We start from the raw sequence: 21,712 nt of genomic DNA, 5'->3' as shown, positions 1-21,712 counted from the left end.
TATATCGACTTCCATCCCGATATCATTCACGCCAACGACTGGCAGACCGCTCTCGTACCCGTATACTACTATCTGTTCTATTCGCACAGACCCTGGTATTACAACATCAAGAGCCTCTTTACCATTCACAACATCCAGTATCAGGGCGAGTACGGCTGGGAAGTTAACACCGAGTGCGTGGGTATTCCCGCAAGCGAGTGCAATATCCTCGAGATGAACGGCAAGCTCAACATGATGAAGGGCGCTATCGAGACATCTACCCGCGTTTCGACCGTTTCTCCGAGCTATGCCGCCGAAATCAAGGATCCGTGGTACAGCTGGGGTCTGCATGACGAGCTCAATCTCCGTCACTACAAGCTCTGCGGTATCAAGAACGGCATCGACCTCGCAAGCTACGATCCCGCTACAGACTATCAGCTCTACTGCAACTACACCAAGGAGGATATGAGCGGCAAGGGCGTCTGCAAGCAGAGACTCCAGGAGAGACTCTGCCTCGAGCAGCGCTGGCAGTCTCCTCTCGTAGGTATGGTTACACGTCTTGTTGCCCACAAGGGTCTCGACCTCGTCAGAATGGGTCTTGAGGAGCTCATGAACACTGAGGATATGCAGTTTGTTATCCTCGGCTCCGGCGACAAGGAATACGAGGACTTCTTCAACTACATGCAGGCTAAGTACCCGGGCAGACTCTGCTTCTGCCACGGCTTCGTACCCGAGCTTGCGAGAAAGATCTACTCCGGCGCTGACATCTTCCTGATGCCTTCCGCTCAGGAGCCCTGCGGTCTTGCGCAGATGATCGCTCTCCGCTACGGCACTATCCCCGTAGTACGCGAGGTCGGCGGTCTTAAGGACTCCGTATTCGATTCAGCCGACGGCTACGGCAACGGCTTCACCTTCAAGAACTACTACACCGCCGACATGCAGCACGCTGTCCGCCGCGCTCTCTGGGGTATCCAGGACGACCAGGGCTGGCATCAGCTCATGTGGCGCGCTATGATGAGCGACAACAGCTGGGAGCGTTCGGCTCAGGACTACATCAACGTCTACAGCGACACCCTCAACTGGAACTAAGCGGTGCGGCGCACTGCCGGGTTTGGCAAGCGCGAGTTTACGCGGGAGAGGTTTGATTGACATTTCCTGTTTGAACTGCGCATAAATATACGCTTTGGCGTATACACCCGGCTTGTCGTGAGTCGCTTAAATTAAATAATATGTAAATTGAGCGCCTTGGCTTTTCGCAAAGTCAAGGTGCTCTTTTTAGAATTGTGCAACTTGTGATAATTTATAAAAAGTTCAGTGATATTACAGCAATATAACAAAAATCGTAGTCAGAATACACAAAAATAATACTGCGCATTAGTTAGAAATAACCAATCGACAGAAATAAAATTGAGTTTTCAAAAAAGCCTTGATTTTTTGCTTCCCATCTGTTAAGATAACTGAGCACTCGGGAGAAACAACAAAATCCTCCGCATGTGGCGCAGGAAAGCATTCTTCCGGATTCAAATAAATCCTCAATATTTTAACATTATTACGGAGGGAAACAATCATGACAACTACACGTAAATCAACCAAGGCAGCGGCAATCGTTCTTACTATTGCGATGCTCGTAGGTATGTTCTGCATCTTCGGCACAGCCACCACAAGCGCGGCGACCGACAGAGTAAGCCTTTACTCCTCAAGCGTCACCTTCTCCAAGTACGGCTCTTCCAACAGAGACGTATTTATCAAGACAAACGACAACGCTGCTAACCAGGAAGTATACGTTCACTACTGCTACATGGACAACCAGCCCTGGCAGGACGTCAAAGCTGAGTATGTAACAACTCTTTCCGACGGTTCCAAGATCTGGAAGGCCAACTTCAGCAGCTTTAACACCAAGTACGCTATCAAGTACGTTGCCGACGGTCAGGAAATCTGGGACAACAACAACGGCCAGGATTACACCTACGCTGACGTTTGCGGCACAGCTCCCGTAACCGTTGAGAGAACCGGCTACGCTTACTACAACATTCCCGTAAGAGCGGTTCTCCAGAACTACGCTTACAACAAGAACGTATTCGTAAGATACACCACCGACGGCTGGAAGTCCTTCAAGGATCAGAAGCTCACCTATTCCTCAACCAACGCTAATGGCACAGAGAACTGGACAACCACTCTCTATGATGTAACAAACAGCAACGTTGAGTACGCTGTATGCTATCAGGTAAACGGCACAGAGTTCTGGGCTAACAACTTCGGTGCAAACTACGACGGCACCTACTACATCCACCGCTGATCATTAACGGAAATACCAAAGCCGCAGTCATCTCCGTGATGTTCTTAACGGAAAATTTGGTGGCAGTGATACCCTGAAGGTTTTAATCTCCTTCAGGGTATTTTCTATTTAGTTTTTATCTAACTGGAATGTGTACTGGATGACGATGGTGTTGCCACAGGTATGCGAGTATTTGACTTCCTTTTCGTAGACGTCGATTCGCTTAATGAAGGCGCGGAGGATTTCGGGAGTGAGTTTTTCAATGTTGATATACTCTTTTGCCTTTGCAATGAACTCCTTGACGTATTTCTCCTGCAAATCAATCTCATTGATTTTTTCGTTGAGTTCGTTCAGCTTAGTGCGAATCTGCGCCTGTTCTTCTTCGTAGCCTGACGCAAGGAAATCATAGCGTTCTGGAGTGATACGTCCGACTACTCTGTCCTCGTACAAGCAACGGATGATGTTGCCTTGTCGATGTCATTCGCCAGCTTTTGTTTCCAGCTTTCGCCCTTCATCCTCGCTCGGTACTCTCTGGTGGACAGTCTTTTACCGCCGCCCTCGTATGGTTGGAGAGCGGAAAGACCGTGAGCAATACAGATTTCGTCGCTGAGTTTTCGTAGATGTTTGAGTGTTGACGGCGACTGGCGCAGCTGGGGATTTTGCTCCAATTATATTGTGGAATTGTTTTATGCGTGGTTATACTTTTCACAGACAAATTAAAACCGTCAACCGACAAATTTCCATCCCACTATACCAATGTCAAATTTTTTAAAAAGTCCGTAAAAACGTGTGACGGCTCAAAACCGTTTCCTAAAAGTTGTGACAAAACGCATTCACCGCCCGACATTGAGTCGGACGGTGTTTTTTCGCCCACAAACCGCGACAAATCGGCTGTGTGGGCTTTGTTGGGTGAGGTCGGGTACTTACCCGATTTTTTGTTTCGCGCGACATGGGGCGAAACAGGGCGCGTCAGGTTTTCTCGCTGCTCATCGCTTCGACCATCAGCCTGACAGCCAAAGAGAAACCTCGACAAAACGCATCGCGCTCGCCGAGGCTCATCAACTCTGTGTGGTTGTCTTTGATTTTTTGGAGTATGGCGTTCTGCTGCTCCGTCAGTGCTCTGGATAATTCCTGCTCATGACGGATCACGAGCTTTGCGGTAAGGTCATATTCGCTCCCGCGCACAACTTCATATTCGTGCGGAGCAATGTTGCCGTAGTAAAGATTTTCGAGTGTGGTCATTTTCTCACCGTCCCTTCCAAGCAACACACAATACCACAGAGTGTTATGAAAGTCCAGAGAATTATTTTTGCCAAAACTCTCAAGCCAAAACTTTTTTACAAATTGCTATAAAAAGTTGCGAACTGAAAGATAGGTTAATTTGATTCAGTATTCTTCATTGTTAGACTATATAGTTTAATAAAACAGGCAGCAAAAACCGTTTATACCTAATTTGGCACCGCTTATTCCAAAACTATTGAAGCAAAAAATAATATATTGTATAATAATTACAACGAAAAACAAAGGAAGGAGGGTATTTAACGATATGAAAAAGTTAGGCGTTTTGTTCCCAGTTATCGCAATAATATCCGTTGCGGTTATGATCGTTTGGGGTATGCTCGGCAACGCGTGGAACATCAGCTGGATCGCGGTGTTTATCGGCGGCTGCCTTATGGCAATTTTGGCTATCGTAATGGGCGCAATGAACAAAAAGAAATAAGGTGAAAAAATGAGTGATACGAAAAAAAGCAGCAGAACCTTTATGATTATCAACTGCATCGCGCTGGGTATCATCGCGATGAACCTGACCGCACCCGTGCATGAGGCGACGCACCTGATCACACAGATGCTCGCAGGCGCTAAGCCGGAGGTTCTCGCGTTCGGCTGTGCCGGAACGGTAGACCCGACCGCGGACATCAGCACCGTTTTCTGGAAGGTGATGTACAGCGGATCGGCGGCGCTGATGAATATCGTCATCGGTACCGTTTTGCTTATCGTTCTCAAAAAATTCAGGCTCGGACCGATCAGCAGACCGCTCGTGCTGATGACAACGATGATGCACTACAGCATGGGCTTCGGCTATTTCCTCAGGGATTTCTTTCTGTATGATCCCAACCCGGATCCCGATATCCAGCAGGGCGACTGGGCAAAGGTGTTTGAGAATTTCGACGGCAATTTGGCGCTCAGGATCACTATGCTGATCATCGGCTGCATAGGAATACTGTTCGTGTTCTTTATCGCGTACCGTCAGGCGTTCCACTTTATCAGCGACAACAACGACAAGAAGGAGCGCAACAGGGTCGCTTTGGCGATCTATCTGTTCCCGTATCTTGTCAACGCTGTTGTGTTCACGCTCGTTGAGCTGAGAGGACCGGTCGCTCAGGATAATATCAACAGCTTCCTGATCATCAGCCCGATCATCAATATCTTCGGTATGATCGGCTTTTTCTGGGGCTATATGTTCGTAGCTCATATGGTAAAGCCGAGAAAGCAGAACGTTTATTACTTCTCTCCCTGCGTGGAAAAGAAGATAGTCCTTTGGATTGTTGCGGCAGCATTGCTCGCGTTTGACGCGCTGTTCCTCTGCCCGGGATTCTACTTTTGAAAACGAACATCGCTGAAAGCACCCCGACGGATGATCTCCGCCGGGGTTTTCTGTGTTGTATTCTATTATCCGTCTACCTCAAACGCAATTGGTTTTCCGATGGGATAGGGTAATTCAAATTCCGCAAGATACTTCTGAACGGTAGTGGCGTCGTCAATGGTCACAACTCCGTCTTGGTTTGCGTCTGCAAGTGAGATTTGTAAATCACTGAAAGCTTCAAGCTCCGCAAGATATTTTTGAATGGTTGTAACATCACTGATCGTTACAGCTCCATCTTGGTTTGTATCTCCCAAAAGCGGCATATTGACAACGAACTGCGCCCATGCTTCGCCCGAGAGCACGCCGTTTCTGGTAGGAGTCGCAACGACATTATACGTGCCGATATTCGTGATATCCTCTTTTGCGATCTCGACCTCGACGGGTTCGCCGTCCACGCCTTCAACTACCTGATAATAGGTCAGGGTATAGTCCTCATCCTCGGCGTACTCGACGCCCATCTCGCTCGTCAGGGTAACGGCGGGCGGGGTAATCGGCTTGCCGGTATACGGAACATACTGATCGGAAAGGTTCATGCTGACGATACCGCCGTCGGCGTTTACCATCGTTCCAAGCGGATGGAGATTCGTCACTTTCTTGCCATGCTCATCGCTCACGATGTTGAATACCATCGTGATCGCCGCTCCATCCCCGTTCTCATTAGAGAAGCAGGCGGTATAGCTGTACTCACCGTCATCGAGCGACATCAGGTAGTCGGTGCTGAGCGCGACCACAGCGCCGTCGTCCTCGGTGAAGCGCCATGTTTCGAGCTCGTCCTCGGAAATACCTTCATCCTCGCCTTCGCTGCCGTTCGCGCCTACAGAAGAGGAGTTCTTGTTATCTTTCGGCTTATAGCTTGCTATCTCCTTGCCGTTTTTGTCAAACATTTTACAGCTTCCGGCTTCATCGGTGTTCGTCAGCTTGGTCAGCCAACCGGACTGCAGGTTGGCAAAGTTCATCTCATTCGTTCCGGTAGCCTCATAGAGAGGACTGAGATACCACGATGGAATCAGCAGGTAGTACTTGTAACCCTCCAGATAATCCTGATCGCTGAAGCTCTGCAGTTGCTCAGGGTTCATTTTTACGATGGATTCAAAGGCAGCTCTGTAGTCCGCCCAACGCTCGACGTCGATAATAGGATAATCAAAGTAGCCTTGACGCACACCTTGGCAATCCTTACAGGTCTCGGTGTAATAACAGCGGTAGTTGTAGCGGGTGAACAGGTTGAACAGACCGCCCTTATAGGGAGTCGCTTCGAACTTGGTGATCTTGCGCGTCCCCTTGAAGTCGTGATATCCCGTTATCTCCTGTCCGCATTTGGTACAATGCGTGTGGTGAGCAGCTAAGCCTTTCGGCTCCCATTCGCCGGGGGTACAGGCTTCCTCTTCTTCGAACATCAGCTTCTTGCATCTCTCGCAGTGGCTTCTGTGGGTAAAGTTGGGATAAGAGCCTTTGGCGGGGACATAATCGTCCCTGCCGGTGCCCGCATGGGAACAGAGCTGATCCTGGTGATAGCTGCACTTGGTGCAGTCGACGGAAACCTCGCCGTTATAGATCTCATAGCCGCTGACGTTGGACAGGACAGCAGTCGCCTTGAGGTCGTGCGCTTCATTTGTTTTGAAAACGACATGACAGCGGCTGCAGCGCTCGTCATGGGTGCCGTTGCCGTTATCTACATATTCACGCTGAACATTGTGGTCACAGTCGCCGCCGGTCGCATAAGAACATTTTCTGCAGTTAGTGTGATACTTTCCGAGAGGCTCTCCGGTCTCTAAATCGTTCCGCGCCGTGGTTTGAAGGTCATGCTTCTCGGCGTTTGCGAGGCAGCCTCCGCAATTGGAACAAAAGACCTTGTGCGTTGCGTCGTCGTTGTTGTCTACATATTCTTTTTCGTAGTCGTGGGTGCAGGTGTCCGCGTAGATCGCAACGATCGAATAATCCGCGCTCGCGGAGCCGGTGAAGTTGCCCTTGCCTTTAACGGTCACGGTGTAGTTGTTGGCAAACTTTGAAGGCTCGGGGAAGGTCGCGGTATAGCCGTTCGCGGGTACGGTGAGATCGCCCGCCTTGACGGAAGTGATCATGGGGGTCTGATCCTTACCGTTGTAGGTCAGTTGGTTTGCCGACAGCGTGACCGAGGTGATTGTCGCCTTGTTGATCGCCCATACCGCCGGCTTTGCCTCGGTGGTGCCGTCCGTCCATTTCCAGCCGGAATTAAGGATCAGAGCAGCGGTATAGATACCCGCGTCGGTCTGAGGATCGTTTAATGAAACTGTATAGCCCGCTGTCGCCTTGTAGGGACACTCCTGCGGCTGACCGGTATAGGGCAGCACGACCTCTTGGGGAGGCGCGACGGTCTTGTCGTCCGTACTGATCGTGATCTCCTTGGGGTATTTGCTTGCTTCCTCAACGGTAAAGGTCACCGGATCGGAGAATACGCTCGGACCGTCAGGAAACAGCTCCTGAACGATCTGCTCCGGGATGTTGTTCGTATTCACGACCGTTTCGTTTTGCAGGGTGATTTCATCACCGACCTTGACACCGTTGACTTCGGTCATGCCGGTCGCCTGACTTCGCTCGACACTCTGAGTCTCACTTTCCTCGAGCAGCGGGACGTTATATTTGATCACGCCCTGACCGCCGCCGGTCTCATAGGGTGTCCAGTCCCAGTTCCACATATTGCTTTCGAGCGGAACGTCGGTCTTCAGGGGACCAATCAGCGTCATGCCGAGACCTCTGATACTCTCGGCGAGCCCGCCGCCCTTGAGCTGCGCCTTCAAATAGCCCTCTAAGAAATATACCATATCGCTGTCGCTGAGGTTCTCTGCGGAAAAGAAATGGACGTCGACGGGCAGATACTTCTTACCGTCGGAGCCGGTGATCGGCGCGCCGATGCTGACCTTTTGGATTTGTGCCTTGAAATTGTCCGGGCTGAAGCCGACGGAATCCGATTCGTCAACAACTGCCGCTCCCGCGCTGAGCACACCCACCGGTATCATACCGATACACAGGCACAGCAACAAAAGGATTGCCAAGGCTGTTTTTGTTGTTTTTTTCATGTTGATGTCTCCTTTCGGGGATTATTTATTTTTGTTTTCCTTATCGGAAAATTGCTTCTGCATTTCATTCAGCTCTCTGACCTGCTTTTTATATACGAAATACAAAATCAGCCAGATCATAAAGAACGCTGCGGTCTGGATCGCGGCTATTATAACGGTCTCAAGGATATTGCCTACCCAGCCGAGCAGGTATGATATCGGGATGAAGAGCATGACTATCAGTCCGCCGTGCAGCGCTGTTGACGCCGCCAGCGGCATCCGTTCCGCCTCGTAGAGCGACATACCCGCAAAACACGCCGCGCCGTATAAGCCGGAAAACAGGCTTTGAAAAAACATGGCAAGAGCGCCGTTGCCGCCGGCAATATCCAGAAGTCTTTTTGACGCGAACGTTACTCCGCCTGTATCCGAGGTGCCCGTCAGGATAGCGATTACATTACCGATCACGATGCCGATCAGAAAACCCAGAGCCGCTCGAATCAAAGTTTTTTTCAGCATAAATATCCCTCCTCCTGTGAGAGCCGCTCCTTTATCAGCGGAATATACCGCCGCGAAGCCCATGTTTCCATGCCGTTTTCAAATTCAATACGGAGCGTGCCGCCGATGGTAAAATCATATTTGCGAACCATTTTCAGACTAATAATTTCAAAACGCGATACTCTCAGAAATGTCCGGCTGAGCGTTTCCTCAAAACTTCTAAGTGATTGTCTTGCACGGTATATACCGTTAATAGTGACAATGCGCACGTCCTTACCGTCGGCGGAAAGAAAGACAATATCCTTTTCGTCGATCACGCCGGGACATTCATTTTTGTCGAGCGCAATCAGACGGAAGGACTCGCGCTGTGCAAGACGTTCCATTAGATCGGTGATCTGAGCGTCCCGCTCATTGGCACGTATCACGATTTCAATGCTGTCAACCGTTTTGTCCTGTTCGAACCGGACGTTGATTTTCTTCACGCGGCAAATTCTCCTTTCTGTTGTTTTTCATAGCGGGGTGAACGCATGACCCCGTTTTCGGGTGGTGGTAAAAACAATCTGTACAGTTCGGATCCGTCAGATAAAACACTTCGCACCACGCCTGATGCTCCCAGCCGTATTTGGTTCGGCAGCACCCGCAGGCAAAAAAGGAGCAATCGCCGCGTATGGCATATTCGGGCAACATGTTTCTCATTAGCATACAAGCAACAACTCCTTTTCTGATTATTGAATAAATTATTGAATAAATTATAACAATTCGCCAAAATACAGTCAATAGATTTGGAACAAGCGGTCTTATACAGGGAACAAGCGGTTATAACATTTGCTTCGGATGACAAAAAGCTGTCCTCCGGCATTTCAGAGAACAACTTTTATCTTGTATCCTATTTGGTTTTCTTTTTCCGTTAAGAGTCTTACGCTTCTGACTGCGGCTTATTTTATGCTTTCTTTATCAGAGCGCAAATGCAGTAGTATAGCGGAATAGTCAGCAATACGATCCAGCCGTACGCCCAGCCGCCGCAGATTCCGAAGTAACCGAAGATAATGTACGCGGCAACAGTGAGAACAGGGAAGGCAAAATGTGAGGGATTCTTCTTGAAAATCGCGTCGATGAGCGAGTAGTAAAGCGGAATTGAGAAGAAGCATATCCAGCTCAGCGCCCAGCCGAAGCAGAGTCCGCTGAAGCCCCATGCGAGGAACGCCGCCAAGGCTATTGCCCAGAACGGGAATTTTATAAGTATCTTATAGTGCGAATTCGTCCAGTGCGCGTTTACTATCTCCTCGTCGACCATAACGTTGCCGTTCTCGTCGGTATAAACGCGGTTTTTGCCTTTTTCGTTGACATTGACTCCGTCCCAGCCGACGTGAACCTTGTCGCCGCTTTTCTCGTAGACATTTACGCCGTCCTTGAATGAGATATGAACCTTGTCGCCGTCCTTGCTCTCGACGTGGATTCCCTTTTTAAATGAAACCTTGTCGTACTGTTTATAATTGGTATCAGGGTCGGGTTCAAAGCTCTCGGTGCCGCTTTCAGCTTCCTGAGGTTCGGGTTCGGGCTCAGCCTGAGTTTTTTTACCCGTCAGCATCTCGTCAAGGCTGACTCCGTAGATCTCCGCAAGGCGGATAAGGTTATCAGTGTCCGGCGACGCTTCCGCACGTTCCCATTTAGAGACCGCCTGTCTGCTGACTCCGATTTTCTCGGCGAGATCCTCCTGGCTGAGATTGTTTTCTTTTCTGTATTGCAAAAGTCTGTTTGCAGTTTCGATATTCATAATTCTACCTCCTTCGTTATGGCTAAATTGTATCACGCAACCGCGAAAAACGCCATACATTCCGCTTTACAATCCCGCAACTACGGGTTGCGGAGCCAAAATTTCGCTATTTTAAGCCGTTTTTCCTGCTGTCGAGGTAATCCTGCAGTATAATTGTCGCGGCGACCTCGTCGACGACGTTCTTTCTTTTTTTGCCGCGGGTGTTGGTAGTGTTGAGAAAATTGTGTGCCGTGACGGTGGTACCTCTCTCGTCCTGCATGACGGTTTCAATACCTGTCAGCTCTCTGAGTGTTTCGGCGAAGGCTCTCGCGTTCTGAGCGCTTTCACCCTCGCTGCCGTCCATGTTCTTCGGCAGACCGACAACGATCAGCTCCGCTTTGACATCTTTAGCCGCCTGAGCTACCTTGTTCGGCAGCGCCTTCGGAGATTTTTCAAATATAACCGTATAAGGCGAGGCCAAAAACTCCGTTTTATCGCAGACCGCAATGCCTGTTCTCGCCTTTCCCAAATCAACCGACATGATAATCATAAACACAAATCCTTTCTTCCGTGTAGCTACATTATAATCCAAATCAGCCGAGTATACAAGTAAAGAAATGAAAAATTCCCATGCAGGCTGTGACAAAACCCATGCGGACAAATTGATATAATTAGCTTACAACAAATCAAAAGGAAGTTGAAAGCATGGAAAGCGTAAAAACAATACCACGTAAGCGTGAGGCACAGGGCAACATTCTGAGATACGGAGCGCGTCAGGCGGTATATTTCGGCTGCGGAGTGCTTACCTCACGCGGCGCGGTTCTCGGAACACTCGCCCCGTTTGGCGCGTCCTTTGCGGCGGCGGTACCGAAGGACGGTCTTATTTCAGCGCTGCTCGGCGCAACACTTGGCTATATTATCCTCAGTCCTGCCGACAGCTTCCGCTATATCGCCGTGATGATTGCGATCGGCGGCGTCCGCTGGCTGTTCAGCGACCTCGGGCGGGTAAAAAAGAGCCGCCTGTTCGCGCCGCTCACGGCGTTCGTGCCGATTTTCGCCACGGGAATTGCACTGCTTTTCAGCAGCGGCAGCACTCTCTCGGAGTTTACCGCCTGTGTGATCGAAGGACTCCTCGCGGCAGCGGCGGCTTACTTCATGGCGGTGTCGGTACGTCTTGTCGGCGACAGGCGCTCAATCGCCGCCTGCACTGGACAGGAAACCGCCTGTCTGGTGATGACGGGCTGCGTTCTGATCCTCTCGCTCGGCGGACTGGCAATCGAGGGCGTTTCCATCGGCAGGATAGTCGCCGTCGTCGCTGTGCTGCTCTGCGCGCGTTACGGCGGCGTTCAGGGCGGCGCGGTCAGCGGAATAGCAACGGGAGCTGTGTTCAGTCTGGCTGATTTTCAACAGGGCTTTCTCTGCGGCGCGTTCGCGTTCGGCGGTCTTATGGCGGGGCTGTTCTCGGGCTTGCGCAAGATTGGCTGCGCTGCGGTTTTTACCGTGACGAGCGTTGTGATGAGTCTCGCGTTCGGCAGCGGCACATTTCCGGTGTCCGTAATGCTCGAGTGCGCTGTCGGAGCCGCGGTCTTTATGTTTATTCCGAAGGACGTCGGGAACTTCATCGCCCCCGTATTTGTCCGTGAGCCTTCTGCGGCGCTTGGCGAGACTGTGAAAAAGAGCGTCATAATGCGGCTCGACTCCGCGGCGCGCGCGATAAAAAATGTCAAGGGTGACGTCGAGAGTGTGTCGAAGCGGCTTGGTGAGATGTACTCCCCGGGCTTTGAGAGCGTCTGTGAAAACGTAGCGGCTGACGTCTGCACGGGCTGCGGTCTAAGAATGTACTGCTACGAGCACGAGGGCGGTGTAACGCGCGACGATTTTTTCCGGCTTGAGGAGCTTCTCCGGGAAAAAGGCAGGCTCGACGAGAGCGACGTTGCGGAATGCTTTGTCAAGAGCTGCTGTAAAAAGGGCGAAATCGCGGATTCCGTGAGCCGCCATTACCGCCTGCTTGTCGCGGGCAGGGAAGCCGAGAGAAGAATTGCTGAGCTTCGCGGCGCGGTCGCGGGTCAGTTCGCGGGAGTGAGCGATATTCTCGGTGACCTGAGCCGCGAGTTTGAGGGTAGTCTGCGCTGTGATTCGGAGGCTGAGGACAGGATAACCGAAGCTCTTGCCGCCCTCGGCGCGATTCCCGAGAGGGCGTCCTGTCTGATTTCCGACAACGGAAGAATGCGCGTCGAGCTTTCGCTCAGCGGCAAGGGTGAAACCGTGCGCGAGGGACAGCTCAGGCGCGAGGTCAGCAGGGCATGCGGCAGACGGTTTGATTTGCCGACAATGACCGAAAGCGGCGGCGTTATCCGCGCGGCAATGTGCGAGCTGCCGGTGTTTGACGTAGAAATCGGCTCCGACCAGCACATCGCCCGCGGCGGAAAGCTCTGCGGAGACTGCATCGACTACTTCAACGACGGCATGGGTAGAACCTGCGCTCTTGTCTGTGACGGAATGGGAACAGGCGGCAGAGCTGCGGTTGACGGAAATATGGCGGTGTCGACAATGGGCAGGCTGCTCCGCGCGGGACTATGCGCGGACAGCGCGCTGCAAATCGTGAACTCGGCGCTTATGATCAAGAGCGGAGACGAGAGCTTGTCAACCGTAGACTTGGCAATGGTTGACCTTTACAGCGGCGAGCTGACACTTAAAAAGGCGGGAGCGGCGATGACGTATATCCGCCGCGGCGGCAGGATAATCACGCGCGAAATGCCGTCGCTGCCCGCGGGGATTCTGAACAACATTAAATTTTCAACTGACACAATGAAGCTTTCGGCAGGAGATATGGTAGTTATGGTTTCGGACGGAGCAGTTACAGGCGACGAGAAATGGCTCGAGCGGCTGATACGGACCTGGCACAAGGGCAGCGCTCAGGAGCTGGCGCAGGCGGTTGTCGAGGAAGCGATACGCCGCCGCGATCAGATCAGGGACGACGACATCACCGCCGTCGCCATGAGAATCGTGGAAAACGAGGACAGATAATAAAAGGGTCGGCGTTTTGCCGACCTTTCGCTGTGTCTGTATTTTTCTGTTTTATTCCTCGAAGAGGGGAGTTGAGAAATATCTCTCGGCAGTGTCGGGAAGTACGGTGACGACCGTCTTGCCTTTGCCGAGCTTTTTGGCGAGCTTGAGCGCCGCCGCTACGTTGGTGCCGCCCGAGATTCCGCACATCAGACCTTCTTCGCGCGCGAGACGCTTGGCGGTGCTGAGAGCTTCGCCGTCGGTGACTACGTAGATCCGGTCGTAGATATCGCGGTTGAGAATCTGCGGAATTATTCCGTCGCCGATGCCCATCTGCAGATGGGTGCCGATCGTGCCGCCCGCGAGAATCGCCGCGTTTTCAGGCTCAACAACCCAGATTTCAATATCGGGATTGCTTTCCCTGAGCACCTCTCCGATGCCCGTGATAGTGCCGCCTGTGCCGATTCCGGAGCAGAAGCCGTCAATTTTGATGTCGCCGCAATCCTCGAGGATCTCGAGCGCAGTGTGGTTCTTGTGCGCCATAACGTTGTTGTAGTTCTCGAACTGCTGCGGAACAAAAACATTCGGGTTCTTTGCCTTGAGCTTGAGCGCAGTGTTAAGGCACTCCTCGATGCACGCGCCAATGTCGCCGGCGTCGTGAATCAGCATGACCTCAGCGCCGTAGTGACGGATAAGCTTGCGGCGTTCCTCACTGACGGAGTCGGGCATGACGATAATCGTGCGGTAGCCCTTGATCGCGCCGACAAGAGCAAGACCGATGCCCTGATTTCCGCTTGTCGGCTCGACAATAATCGTATTTTCGGTAATAAGCCCGTCCTTTTCAGCCTGCTCTATCATATTGAGCGCGGTGCGGGTCTTGATTGAGCCGCCTACATTGAGCGCCTCGAATTTGACGTAGATATCGGCGCTGTCCTTGTCGCACATTCTGTTGAGCTTGACGAGAGGAGTATTGCCGACTGCCTCTAAAATGTTGTTATAAATCATCTAATCACACCTGAATAATCATAATCTTATATATTATACACCATTGTGCGGAAAATGTAAAGCGGATTTATTCAGCGGCTGGCTTTGAGCGCAAAAAACCGGCGGTGCTTGCCGCCGGTCGCAGTTTATTATTCTACAGTGGAAATATAAACCGGTATGCCGGTTTCGTTGTCAGCGAGTATAAAGATGAACGGCTTGTCAAAAATCCACGCGTCCCCGGATTTTTCACTGTTTCCTGCCGAGTCCGCAGTAGCGGCTGAGGCGATTCCCGTGTTGCCTGCGGACAGAGAAGGCACGCTGCACCGGAACTCATCGAGCGAGGGTTCGCCGCCGTGAGTGAGATTGCCGAAATCGCTGTCTTTGCCGGAAGTAATGTTCAAGCCTGCCTTTTCGAGAACAGGCGCGAGGTCAGCCGACTGCGCTTCGGTTTGGAACGAGGGAATCACAGCGTCCTGCCGTTTTGTATAGTCGACGCTCTCGAGCAGCTTTGAGTATTCCGCGCTGTCGAAGCTCTTTACGTACTGTTCAAAATCGCCGTCCGGCATGATGAACAGAGCCTTGAGCGGGTTGTTGACCGTGTATTTCATGATACCGCGCGCTCTCTGAGACTGCATAGGGATTTCCTCGCAGCTGAGAGATTGATTCAGCCACAGGTCGCTCAGCGAGAGAGTGCAGTAGGAAGCCATGTTCTCGTCGCCCGAAAGAGTCATTTTGCCGTCTGTGTACTCCTCGAGCTTGTCAGCGCCCGCTGAAAAGTCGTAACGAATAATATCGTCGCCGTAAAAATCCGCGTTAGCCTGCAAAAACGAGCTGCGAACGTCGGTCTTGTCGTTGATAAAAAGCGCGCCGTCCAGAGTGAGAGTCTTATTTTCGTCCTTATTGCCTGTTTCCTGAGCGCGGGCGATTTTTCCGACATTTTCCATGCGACTCTTGAAGTAGGAGCAGCAGATATTGAACGAGTCAAGGTCAAGTTCGCCGCCTAGCGCGAGAAGAATCGCGGTGCGGGTATCGCCCTTTGCGCCGTTAGCGAGCAGTCCGAGCTGAGCCGCGGCGCTGAACGGAGCGATCGACATTGCCTTGCCGTCGTATGATTTGCGGAGAAGCTTGAGCGAGAATCCCGTGACGGTGTTAGCAAAGCTGTTGTAGGCGGTAGGAGCCTCGCGGCAGCCGTCGGCGTAGTTATATGTAACTGAGACGTCCTTGTTTCGCTTGACGCTGTCAGATAGAATCTCGTTTCCCGAAAAGCCGGTTGCCGCTGAGCAGGCGGCAAGGCTTACGCAGACCGCCGCCGCGATGATCGATTTCAGCTTCTTCATATATTATTACCGCCGCAGAGCTTTTTTGCGAGATTGAAGATATCCTCTGCCGCGTTCGGAAGCGCAAGACGGCGGCAGCTTTCCTTCATGGCGTTGAGCCTGTCGGGAGAATTGAGCAGCTCAAGGATCTCGTCCGCTCCGTTTTTCTTGTCAACGAGAAATGCGGCGTTCTGTCTGAGGAGAAAATCTACGTTGTCGGCTTCCTGACCGGGGAAGGCGCTGTAGATAGCCATCGGAAGATTGCAGGCGATGCTTTCGGTCACTGTCAGACCGCCGGGCTTTGTTACGATGAGGTCGGCAATGTGCATGTAGTCCTCAACGTTATCGACAAAGTAGAGAAGCTTTGTGTTTTTGGAGGTGCCGAGCTCCTGGATTTTCTTGTCGAGGTGGTCGAACAGGCGGATATTTCTTCCCGTAATTACTACTATCTGGAGCTTGTCGCTCTTTTTTGCGAGCTGCTCGTAGAAGTCGAGCACGCCTGTCACGCCGAAGGAGCCTGCCATCATCAGCACGATCGGAAGGTCCGGATTGAGTCTTTCGCGGTGACAGATCTCCTCCTTAGTTTCGCTTACTGAGAAGCGGTCGAAGGTAGGGATGCCCAGCGGAAAGATTTTGCTCTCGGGGACGTCGTATTCCTCGCAAAGCTTGCGCTTCATCTGGGGCTCGGCGAGAACAAAGGCGTCGATGTTAGGCGATATGTAGGTGCGGTGGGAGTCGTAGTCTGTGATTAGGCTGATGACCTTGGCGCGGATCTTGCCCTTGCCCTTGAGGCGCGAAACCATGTTGGTGATAAAGGCGTGGCAGATGATGATGATGTCGGGGTTGTACTTCTCAATAACCTCGAGCAGCTTGGTCGCCATGATCTCGTTTGATTTGACGACTGCCTTAGCGATAGGCTTGCTCTCGTCGGTCAGGCGGTAGAGCTTGCCGTAAACCGAAGGAGTCTTTGTTGCCATAATGTGATAGCCCTTGCATACGGTGCGGTCGTAAAATTTTCCGATCGCCTTCATGCCGTCTACGACGTTGACCTCAGTCTCGGGACTGAGGGCGTTGATTTTTGCTTCTATTGCAGCCGCGGCACGCTTGTGTCCGCCGCCTGTCGAAGCGGTAAAGATTAAAATATTCATATCCAATCCTCTTGTTTTTTCACGTTTGCTTTTTTGAGTTTAAGGTTTATTTAAGTTTTAGATGTACATAATACTATTATACTTTTTATCTTCAAATATTTCAACAGGTATTTTAAATTTAATATTATACAAAAAAAGAATTAAACTGGGCGATTAAATTTCTTTATTTACCTATTTATTTTTGGAAAATTTTATTGTAGAATAATAATGTATCAGAATAATAGGCGTATTGTCTTTACATAAATACGGCATTGTGATTCAGGAGCAAAATATGGGCAAAAATAATTATAATCCAAATTCCGATTATCTGGTTATGGGAAATGACGGACTCATGGATATTTCCTCGGGCAAGCCTGTAGCCGCGGAAGGCTACATGGACGGCTTCAATCCCGGAAACGGCGGCGATTTAAATCCCAACGGCAGGAAAAAGAAGATAATCATCATTTCCTGCGTCGCAGCGGCGGTCGTTGTTGCTCTCGGCGCGGCGGGAGTACTGCTGTTTCAGATGAACAAGCAGCCCGAGACCACCGAAAAGGGAGAATTCCTGTTTTCCGAGAACACCGTGATCTCCGGGATAGATATATCCGGCAGAACCTATGAGCAGGCAAAAAAGCTGCTCGAGAGGAACGAGGACAAGTTTATTACACCTGTCACCTTTGACATAAATATCAACGGCAAGGATTTTCAGCTTAAGGAAGCCGATTTCAGCTACACCTACAATATTGACGAGGTGCTCGCGAAGGTCAAGTCCGACGAAGAAAACGGCGAGAGTCCCACGGCGACGACGTCCGGCAGCAGCTACACTGTGACGGCTACGGTAACTGAGGATTCCATCACCAAAAACGTGAGCAATCTCTGTGAGGAGAACGACTGCAATCCAAAGAATGCCTATGTCACCGAGTTCCGCCCCTACGAGGAGGACAGATTCTCGTTTGCCGAGGCGGTCAACGGTCTTAAGGTCAACGCCAAGGATCTCAGCGCTAAGATAAAGGACGGCTTTGCCAAAGGAAACAGCGCCAGCAAAATTACCGCGGACGCCGAGGTATTAAAGGCTGACGTCGACGCGAAAACGCTTGAGAGCAAGCTTGTAAAGCTCGGCAGCTACGAGACCTATTCCACAAACACCGAGAACGGAACCTCCAACATGAAGGTAGCTCTCGCGGCGTGCAACGGCTCTGTTATCGAGTCGGGCAAAAACTGGTCGTTCAACGACTGCACCGGAGACTCAAACCTCGAGTCCAACGGCTACAAGTCGGCTCACGTTATCTCCGAGGGAAAGATCATCGACGGCATCGGCGGCGGCATCTGCCAGGCGAGCTCAACGATTTACAACGCGGCTATCCGCGCGAATATGGAGGTTGAGGAGCGCCACAACCACCAGTGGGCTTCATCTTACGTTCCCACGGGACTTGACGCGACGATCGATTATCCCAACCTTGACCTCGTTCTGAGCAATCCCACTGATTTCCAGATGTTCCTCGAGTGCAGGGTTGACGGCAACACACTCTACGCTTCCGTCTGGGGCGTAAAGTCCGACTACTGGGACGAGATCCACACCCGCAACGAGGTCTCCGACAAGGGAAGCAAGACCTATACGGTCAGAGCGTGGCGCATCTATATCAAGGACGGCAAAGAGGTTGACAGCGAGGAACTGTTCAAGTCCACATATGACCTTGATTACGGCGTAGTGTTCATAGAGGCAGACAACGATACAAATCTCGGCGGCTCGGAGAACGAGAGCAGCAACAGCGGCAGCAATGACAGCCAGTCCTCCTCGGGCGGCGGTGGAAATTATCAGCCGTCAAGCAGCTCGCAGAGCAGCGAAAGTATTCCCGAGATCGAGACCGATCCGCCGTCAAGCGACGATTCCTCAAGCGATATTCCGTCAATACCATCGGGCGACGAGTATGAATCACCCGACGGCAACTGATAAAAAAACAGGGTTCGGCATTCAAGCGCCGAACCCTTTACTTTATCCTTTTCAGTAAGCCCTTGCATTTTCCGCAGCGGTAACGCTCCGGGTGCTGAATCAGCGGTGAGAGCTTCTGTCTGCCGTATTCGTTGCCGCAGCTCTCGCAGCGAACCAGATAATTTGCCTTTGGCAGCAGCTCCACGGGAATTTCCCTGTCCTCGACAACCGCGGCGCGCCTGATGTTTTGTCCGAATGCGGCGTTCACCTTGTCCGCGTAAGCCTTCCAGCGTCCGGTGTGCTTCATGCAGCCGTAGCAGGTGTGGAGCAGCTCGTGAAACAGTGTGTCTCTCAGACTGTCCTCGGGAGTGCGTTCGTCGAGCAGCAGGTGAGAGATTTCGATTTCGTATTGATCTCCCTTTTTGCGGCACAGTCCGAGCCGCGAGGTTGCCCTTGTGTTCACGGAAAAACGTATATCCCTCGCGTACCGTATACCCAGACGGTCGAGTGCGTCGGTACATTCGGCGGCATATTTTAATAAATCACGCATATTTTTCCTTTCACAGCATATGATGTATAGGATTTTGAAAAAATTCCTTGACACAGCACGTAATTGATGATATAATACATCTTGTTACGGCGACATAGCCAAGTGGTAAGGCACGAGTCTGCAAAACTCTGATGCGGCGGTTCAAATCCGCCTGTCGCCTCCAAGCGTGAGCGTTTCCTTTTGGAAGCGCTCTTTTTTTGTAAATTATACCCCGCTCGAGATTGAGCGGGGTGTTGATTTATTATTCGTTTGCTTCGGCTCTGTTGATAGCGTTGAGCACGCCGAGTACGGAAGCGACGTTTACGTTAGCGTCGATGCCGATGCCGAAGATGTTCTTGCCGTCGGGCTTTCTCAGTTCGATGTACGAAACCGCCTTTGAGTCAGAACCCTGCGAAATCGCATGCTGACTGTAGGAGATAAACTCGTACTTGTCGATGCCGACAGACTTGAGCGCATTGAAGAAGGCGTCGATCGGACCGTTGCCGGTACCCTGGAGCTTGATTTCGCTCCCGTCGTCTATCGTCATTCTTCCCTTGAAGTGAACGTATTCCTTTCCGAACTCGCTTTCCTCGTAAATCTTTCTTCTGGTGAGGGTGTACTTCATCGGGTGCTCGAGATAATTTTCCTCGAATACCTCAAACAGCTCCTTCGGAACGAGCTCGCGCTCGAGAGCCTCGCACTTAGCCTGAACCAGCTTCGAGAACTCGGGGTGCATGCGCTTGGGCAGATCGTAGCCGAAGTTGTTGCTCATGACGAATGCCGCGCCGCCCTTGCCGGACTGGGAGTTGATTCGGATGATCGGCTCATATTCTCTGCCGACGTCCGCGGGGTCGATAGGCAGATACGGGATTTCCCAGTATTCGGTGCCGCTTTCCTTCATGTACTGATAGCCCTTGTTGATAGCGTCCTGGTGCGAACCCGAGAACGCGGTGAATACCAGCTCACCGATGTAGGGCTGACGCGGGTCGACGCTCATGTTTGTGCAGCGCTCGTAGATGTCGCGCAGCTTGGGCAGATTCGAGAAGTCGAGCTTGGGGTCAACGCCCTGAGTGAACATATTCAGACCCATTGTGACGATGTCCATGTTGCCGGTTCTCTCTCCGTTGCCGAAAAGCGTGCCCTCGACGCGCTCGGCGCCTGCCAGCAGAGCAAGCTCGCCTGCCGCGACTCCGCAGCCTCTGTCGTTATGGGGATGAACGCTGATGATAGCCGCCTCTCTGTTTTTGAGGTGACGGATAAAATATTCGATCTGATCGGCGTAGGTGTTCGGGGTGCACATTTCGACGGTGTTCGGCAGGTTGAGGATAACAGGGTTCTCCTTTGTCGAGCCGAGCTCCTCCATGACGCGGTCGCAGATTGCGACGGCATTGTCCGGCTCGGTGCCGCTGAAGCTCTCGGGAGAATACTCAAAGCGGATATTTGTGTCGCCGGTGTACTCGTCGGTCAGCTTTTTTATCAAACGCGCGCCGTCGACAGCTATGTCGATAACGCCCTGCATGTCGGTCTTGAAAACGACCTTGCGCTGTAAGGTCGAGGTGGAATTGTAGAAGTGTACGATTACATTTTTCGCGCCCTGTATCGCCTCAAAGGTCTTGCGGATGAGGTGCTCACGAGCCTGAACGAGAACCTGAATAGTTACGTCGTCCGGAATGTGGTTGTTTTCGATAAGCTCGCGGCAGATCTCGTACTCAGTTTCCGAAGCGCTCGGAAAACCGATCTCGATTTCCTTAAAGCCCATGTCGACAAGAGCGTGGAAGAATTCGAGCTTTTCCTTGAGGGTCATAGGATCGATAAGAGCCTGGTTGCCGTCGCGAAGATCGACGCTGCACCAAACAGGCGCATGGTCGATGACCTTGTTCGGCCAGGTGCGGTCGGGAATGTCGATTTGCTTGAACGGAATGTACTTTTGATAAGACGGTTTCATTAGTATAACCTCCAAATATTTTCGCAACAAAAAAGCCCCTAAAAACAGCTATGGCTGTATTAAGGGACGATAAAAATCGTGGTACCACCCAAATTCAGATATACGTTGCCGCATATCCCTTACAGACCTCCAACAAGGTCCTGACAGATAACGCTGTCAAGCGTCGCGCGCTAAGTGTCACGCGCGAAACTCGGGGATGAGCTATACATATAAGCCTCCGCACTGCCTCGCACCAAACGGCAGCTCTCTGAGCCATCAGTCTTATATCTTATTCCCGTCATAGTTTTTCAGGGGTTTCAGTTGTCGTTGTTTCTATTATATATATATAAGGGAGAATTGTCAAGAAAAATTTCTTAAAAAAACCTATTGACAAACGGCAAATAGTGCGATATAATAAACTAACTCACAAAACGCGGAGCATATATAATCTGTTCAATGCCAATTGTTGAGTGTTAAAAATTTTTTGAAAAATTTTCAAAAAAGTGTTGACAAGGCGGAGGAAATGATGTATAATAGCTCTTGCGCTGCTGAGGTGAGGCGGTCTTGAGAGAGGCCGAAAAACACCGAAAAAAGCGCATAGGACCTTGAAAATTGAACAACGAAAAGTAAGAAGAACCCGTAATGTTCTTTGAGTAATTACTCAAGAAATTACAGTGAGTACACACTAAAAAAAGTACAGTAGATTCACGAATACGTT

At 51.2% G+C, this 21,712-nt stretch carries 19 protein-coding genes, 1 tRNA gene and 1 other annotated feature; of the genes, 7 read left to right on the top strand and 13 right to left on the bottom strand.

Going from position 1 to position 21,712, the window contains the following annotated elements:
- The coding region (locus tag KQI64_RS01745; RefSeq protein WP_216523053.1) for a glycogen synthase at positions 1–1,068 on the top strand (1,068 nt) is incomplete at its 5' end.
- 478 nt (positions 1,069–1,546) lie between these two features.
- Positions 1,547–2,275, top strand: a complete 729-nt coding sequence (locus tag KQI64_RS01740; protein ID WP_216523052.1) for a carbohydrate-binding protein — start codon at positions 1,547–1,549, stop codon at positions 2,273–2,275.
- 108 nt (positions 2,276–2,383) lie between these two features.
- Here KQI64_RS01740 and KQI64_RS01735 read toward each other — a convergent pair whose 3' ends face one another.
- The 3 genes from KQI64_RS01735 to KQI64_RS01725 all read right to left on the bottom strand — a co-directional run bounded on the left by KQI64_RS01735 (position 2,384) and on the right by KQI64_RS01725 (position 3,496).
- Positions 2,384–2,704, bottom strand: coding sequence for a DUF4368 domain-containing protein (locus tag KQI64_RS01735; protein WP_253289149.1), 321 nt, complete (start codon positions 2,702–2,704; stop codon positions 2,384–2,386).
- On the bottom strand, positions 2,686–2,922 hold the full coding sequence (locus tag KQI64_RS01730) for a hypothetical protein (RefSeq protein ID WP_216523051.1): 237 nt from the start codon (positions 2,920–2,922) through the stop codon (positions 2,686–2,688). The genes KQI64_RS01735 and KQI64_RS01730 overlap by 19 nt, the downstream gene beginning before the upstream one ends.
- Before the next feature lie 301 nt (positions 2,923–3,223).
- A complete protein-coding gene (locus KQI64_RS01725; RefSeq protein ID WP_216523050.1) occupies positions 3,224–3,496 on the bottom strand; it encodes a DUF6809 family protein in 273 nt (90 codons plus the stop codon).
- Between the two features lie 304 nt (positions 3,497–3,800).
- Here KQI64_RS01725 and KQI64_RS01720 point away from each other — a divergent pair, with 304 nt between their 5' ends.
- Together KQI64_RS01720 and KQI64_RS01715 are read left to right on the top strand one after the other, a co-directional pair.
- Positions 3,801–3,974 carry a hypothetical protein gene (locus KQI64_RS01720; protein ID WP_216523049.1) on the top strand — a complete coding sequence of 58 codons (174 nt, stop codon included), beginning with the start codon at positions 3,801–3,803 and terminating at the stop codon, positions 3,972–3,974.
- A gap of 9 nt (positions 3,975–3,983) precedes the next feature.
- Complete coding sequence (locus KQI64_RS01715) at positions 3,984–4,859, top strand: hypothetical protein (protein WP_216523048.1); 876 nt, start codon at positions 3,984–3,986, stop codon at positions 4,857–4,859.
- 65 nt (positions 4,860–4,924) lie between these two features.
- On the opposite strand, the gene KQI64_RS01710 is transcribed toward KQI64_RS01715, so the two are convergent.
- From KQI64_RS01710 to ruvX, 5 genes are all read right to left on the bottom strand, one after another.
- A complete protein-coding gene (locus KQI64_RS01710; RefSeq protein ID WP_216523047.1) occupies positions 4,925–7,951 on the bottom strand; it encodes a dockerin type I repeat-containing protein in 3,027 nt (1,008 codons plus the stop codon).
- 21 nt (positions 7,952–7,972) lie between these two features.
- Positions 7,973–8,446, bottom strand: coding sequence for a DUF3021 domain-containing protein (locus KQI64_RS01705; protein WP_216523046.1), 474 nt, complete (start codon positions 8,444–8,446; stop codon positions 7,973–7,975).
- A complete protein-coding gene (locus KQI64_RS01700; RefSeq protein ID WP_216523045.1) occupies positions 8,440–8,907 on the bottom strand; it encodes a LytTR family DNA-binding domain-containing protein in 468 nt (155 codons plus the stop codon). The genes KQI64_RS01705 and KQI64_RS01700 overlap by 7 nt, the downstream gene beginning before the upstream one ends.
- A 458-nt stretch (positions 8,908–9,365) precedes the next feature.
- Positions 9,366–10,199 carry a helix-turn-helix transcriptional regulator gene (locus KQI64_RS01695; protein ID WP_216523044.1) on the bottom strand — a complete coding sequence of 278 codons (834 nt, stop codon included), beginning with the start codon at positions 10,197–10,199 and terminating at the stop codon, positions 9,366–9,368.
- A gap of 106 nt (positions 10,200–10,305) precedes the next feature.
- Complete coding sequence (gene ruvX / locus KQI64_RS01690; RefSeq protein ID WP_216523043.1) at positions 10,306–10,728, bottom strand: Holliday junction resolvase RuvX; 423 nt, start codon at positions 10,726–10,728, stop codon at positions 10,306–10,308.
- 155 nt (positions 10,729–10,883) lie between these two features.
- Here ruvX and KQI64_RS01685 point away from each other — a divergent pair, with 155 nt between their 5' ends.
- Positions 10,884–13,205: a SpoIIE family protein phosphatase gene (locus KQI64_RS01685; protein WP_216523042.1), complete on the top strand. Its 2,322-nt coding sequence runs from the start codon at positions 10,884–10,886 to the stop codon at positions 13,203–13,205.
- Between the two features lie 51 nt (positions 13,206–13,256).
- Here KQI64_RS01685 and cysK read toward each other — a convergent pair whose 3' ends face one another.
- The 3 genes from cysK to KQI64_RS01670 all read right to left on the bottom strand — a co-directional run bounded on the left by cysK (position 13,257) and on the right by KQI64_RS01670 (position 16,632).
- Positions 13,257–14,189: a cysteine synthase A gene (gene cysK / locus KQI64_RS01680; protein ID WP_216523041.1), complete on the bottom strand. Its 933-nt coding sequence runs from the start codon at positions 14,187–14,189 to the stop codon at positions 13,257–13,259.
- A gap of 128 nt (positions 14,190–14,317) precedes the next feature.
- Positions 14,318–15,505, bottom strand: coding sequence for a serpin family protein (locus KQI64_RS01675; protein ID WP_216523040.1), 1,188 nt, complete (start codon positions 15,503–15,505; stop codon positions 14,318–14,320).
- Positions 15,502–16,632, bottom strand: a complete 1,131-nt coding sequence (locus tag KQI64_RS01670; protein ID WP_216523039.1) for an MGDG synthase family glycosyltransferase — start codon at positions 16,630–16,632, stop codon at positions 15,502–15,504. Before KQI64_RS01670 ends, KQI64_RS01675 begins: the two co-directional genes overlap by 4 nt.
- A 271-nt stretch (positions 16,633–16,903) precedes the next feature.
- Between KQI64_RS01670 and KQI64_RS01665 the strand changes: the two genes are divergently transcribed.
- On the top strand, positions 16,904–18,562 hold the full coding sequence (locus tag KQI64_RS01665; protein WP_216523038.1) for a VanW family protein: 1,659 nt from the start codon (positions 16,904–16,906) through the stop codon (positions 18,560–18,562).
- 37 nt (positions 18,563–18,599) lie between these two features.
- Here the strand turns inward: KQI64_RS01665 and KQI64_RS01660 are convergent, their stop codons facing one another.
- Complete coding sequence (locus tag KQI64_RS01660; RefSeq protein ID WP_216523037.1) at positions 18,600–19,091, bottom strand: SprT-like domain-containing protein; 492 nt, start codon at positions 19,089–19,091, stop codon at positions 18,600–18,602.
- Positions 19,092–19,179: 88 nt separating this feature from the next.
- On the opposite strand from KQI64_RS01660, the gene KQI64_RS01655 reads away from it, so the two are divergent.
- Positions 19,180–19,254: transfer RNA gene (locus KQI64_RS01655), tRNA-Cys, on the top strand.
- Positions 19,255–19,332: 78 nt separating this feature from the next.
- On the opposite strand, the gene leuA is transcribed toward KQI64_RS01655, so the two are convergent.
- A complete protein-coding gene (gene leuA, locus KQI64_RS01650; RefSeq protein ID WP_216523036.1) occupies positions 19,333–21,015 on the bottom strand; it encodes a 2-isopropylmalate synthase in 1,683 nt (560 codons plus the stop codon).
- A 59-nt stretch (positions 21,016–21,074) separates the two neighbouring features.
- Positions 21,075–21,305: a binding site (T-box leader), on the bottom strand.
- Positions 21,306–21,712: the final 407 nt, after the last annotated feature.

It is taken from the genome of Lachnoclostridium sp. MSJ-17 (assembly GCF_018918205.1).
Classification (GTDB): domain Bacteria; phylum Bacillota; class Clostridia; order Oscillospirales; family Acutalibacteraceae; genus Ruminococcoides.
The sequence above is the reverse complement of the archived record's forward strand: the minus strand, read 5'-3'. Positions and strand labels throughout refer to the sequence as shown.

Coding starts and splice junctions, on each gene's coding strand:
- KQI64_RS01660 (WP_216523037.1), bottom strand. CDS start 19,091: ATGCGTGATTTATTAAAATATGCCGCCGAATGTACCGACGCACTCGAC.
- KQI64_RS01720 (WP_216523049.1), top strand. CDS start 3,801: ATGAAAAAGTTAGGCGTTTTGTTCCCAGTTATCGCAATAATATCCGTT.
- cysK (WP_216523041.1), bottom strand. CDS start 14,189: ATGATTTATAACAACATTTTAGAGGCAGTCGGCAATACTCCTCTCGTC.
- KQI64_RS01665 (WP_216523038.1), top strand. CDS start 16,904: ATGGGCAAAAATAATTATAATCCAAATTCCGATTATCTGGTTATGGGA.
- KQI64_RS01695 (WP_216523044.1), bottom strand. CDS start 10,199: ATGAATATCGAAACTGCAAACAGACTTTTGCAATACAGAAAAGAAAAC.
- KQI64_RS01740 (WP_216523052.1), top strand. CDS start 1,547: ATGACAACTACACGTAAATCAACCAAGGCAGCGGCAATCGTTCTTACT.
- leuA (WP_216523036.1), bottom strand. CDS start 21,015: ATGAAACCGTCTTATCAAAAGTACATTCCGTTCAAGCAAATCGACATT.
- KQI64_RS01715 (WP_216523048.1), top strand. CDS start 3,984: ATGAGTGATACGAAAAAAAGCAGCAGAACCTTTATGATTATCAACTGC.
- KQI64_RS01710 (WP_216523047.1), bottom strand. CDS start 7,951: ATGAAAAAAACAACAAAAACAGCCTTGGCAATCCTTTTGTTGCTGTGC.
- KQI64_RS01725 (WP_216523050.1), bottom strand. CDS start 3,496: ATGACCACACTCGAAAATCTTTACTACGGCAACATTGCTCCGCACGAA.
- KQI64_RS01670 (WP_216523039.1), bottom strand. CDS start 16,632: ATGAATATTTTAATCTTTACCGCTTCGACAGGCGGCGGACACAAGCGT.
- KQI64_RS01685 (WP_216523042.1), top strand. CDS start 10,884: ATGGAAAGCGTAAAAACAATACCACGTAAGCGTGAGGCACAGGGCAAC.
- KQI64_RS01705 (WP_216523046.1), bottom strand. CDS start 8,446: ATGCTGAAAAAAACTTTGATTCGAGCGGCTCTGGGTTTTCTGATCGGC.
- KQI64_RS01675 (WP_216523040.1), bottom strand. CDS start 15,505: ATGAAGAAGCTGAAATCGATCATCGCGGCGGCGGTCTGCGTAAGCCTT.
- ruvX (WP_216523043.1), bottom strand. CDS start 10,728: ATGATTATCATGTCGGTTGATTTGGGAAAGGCGAGAACAGGCATTGCG.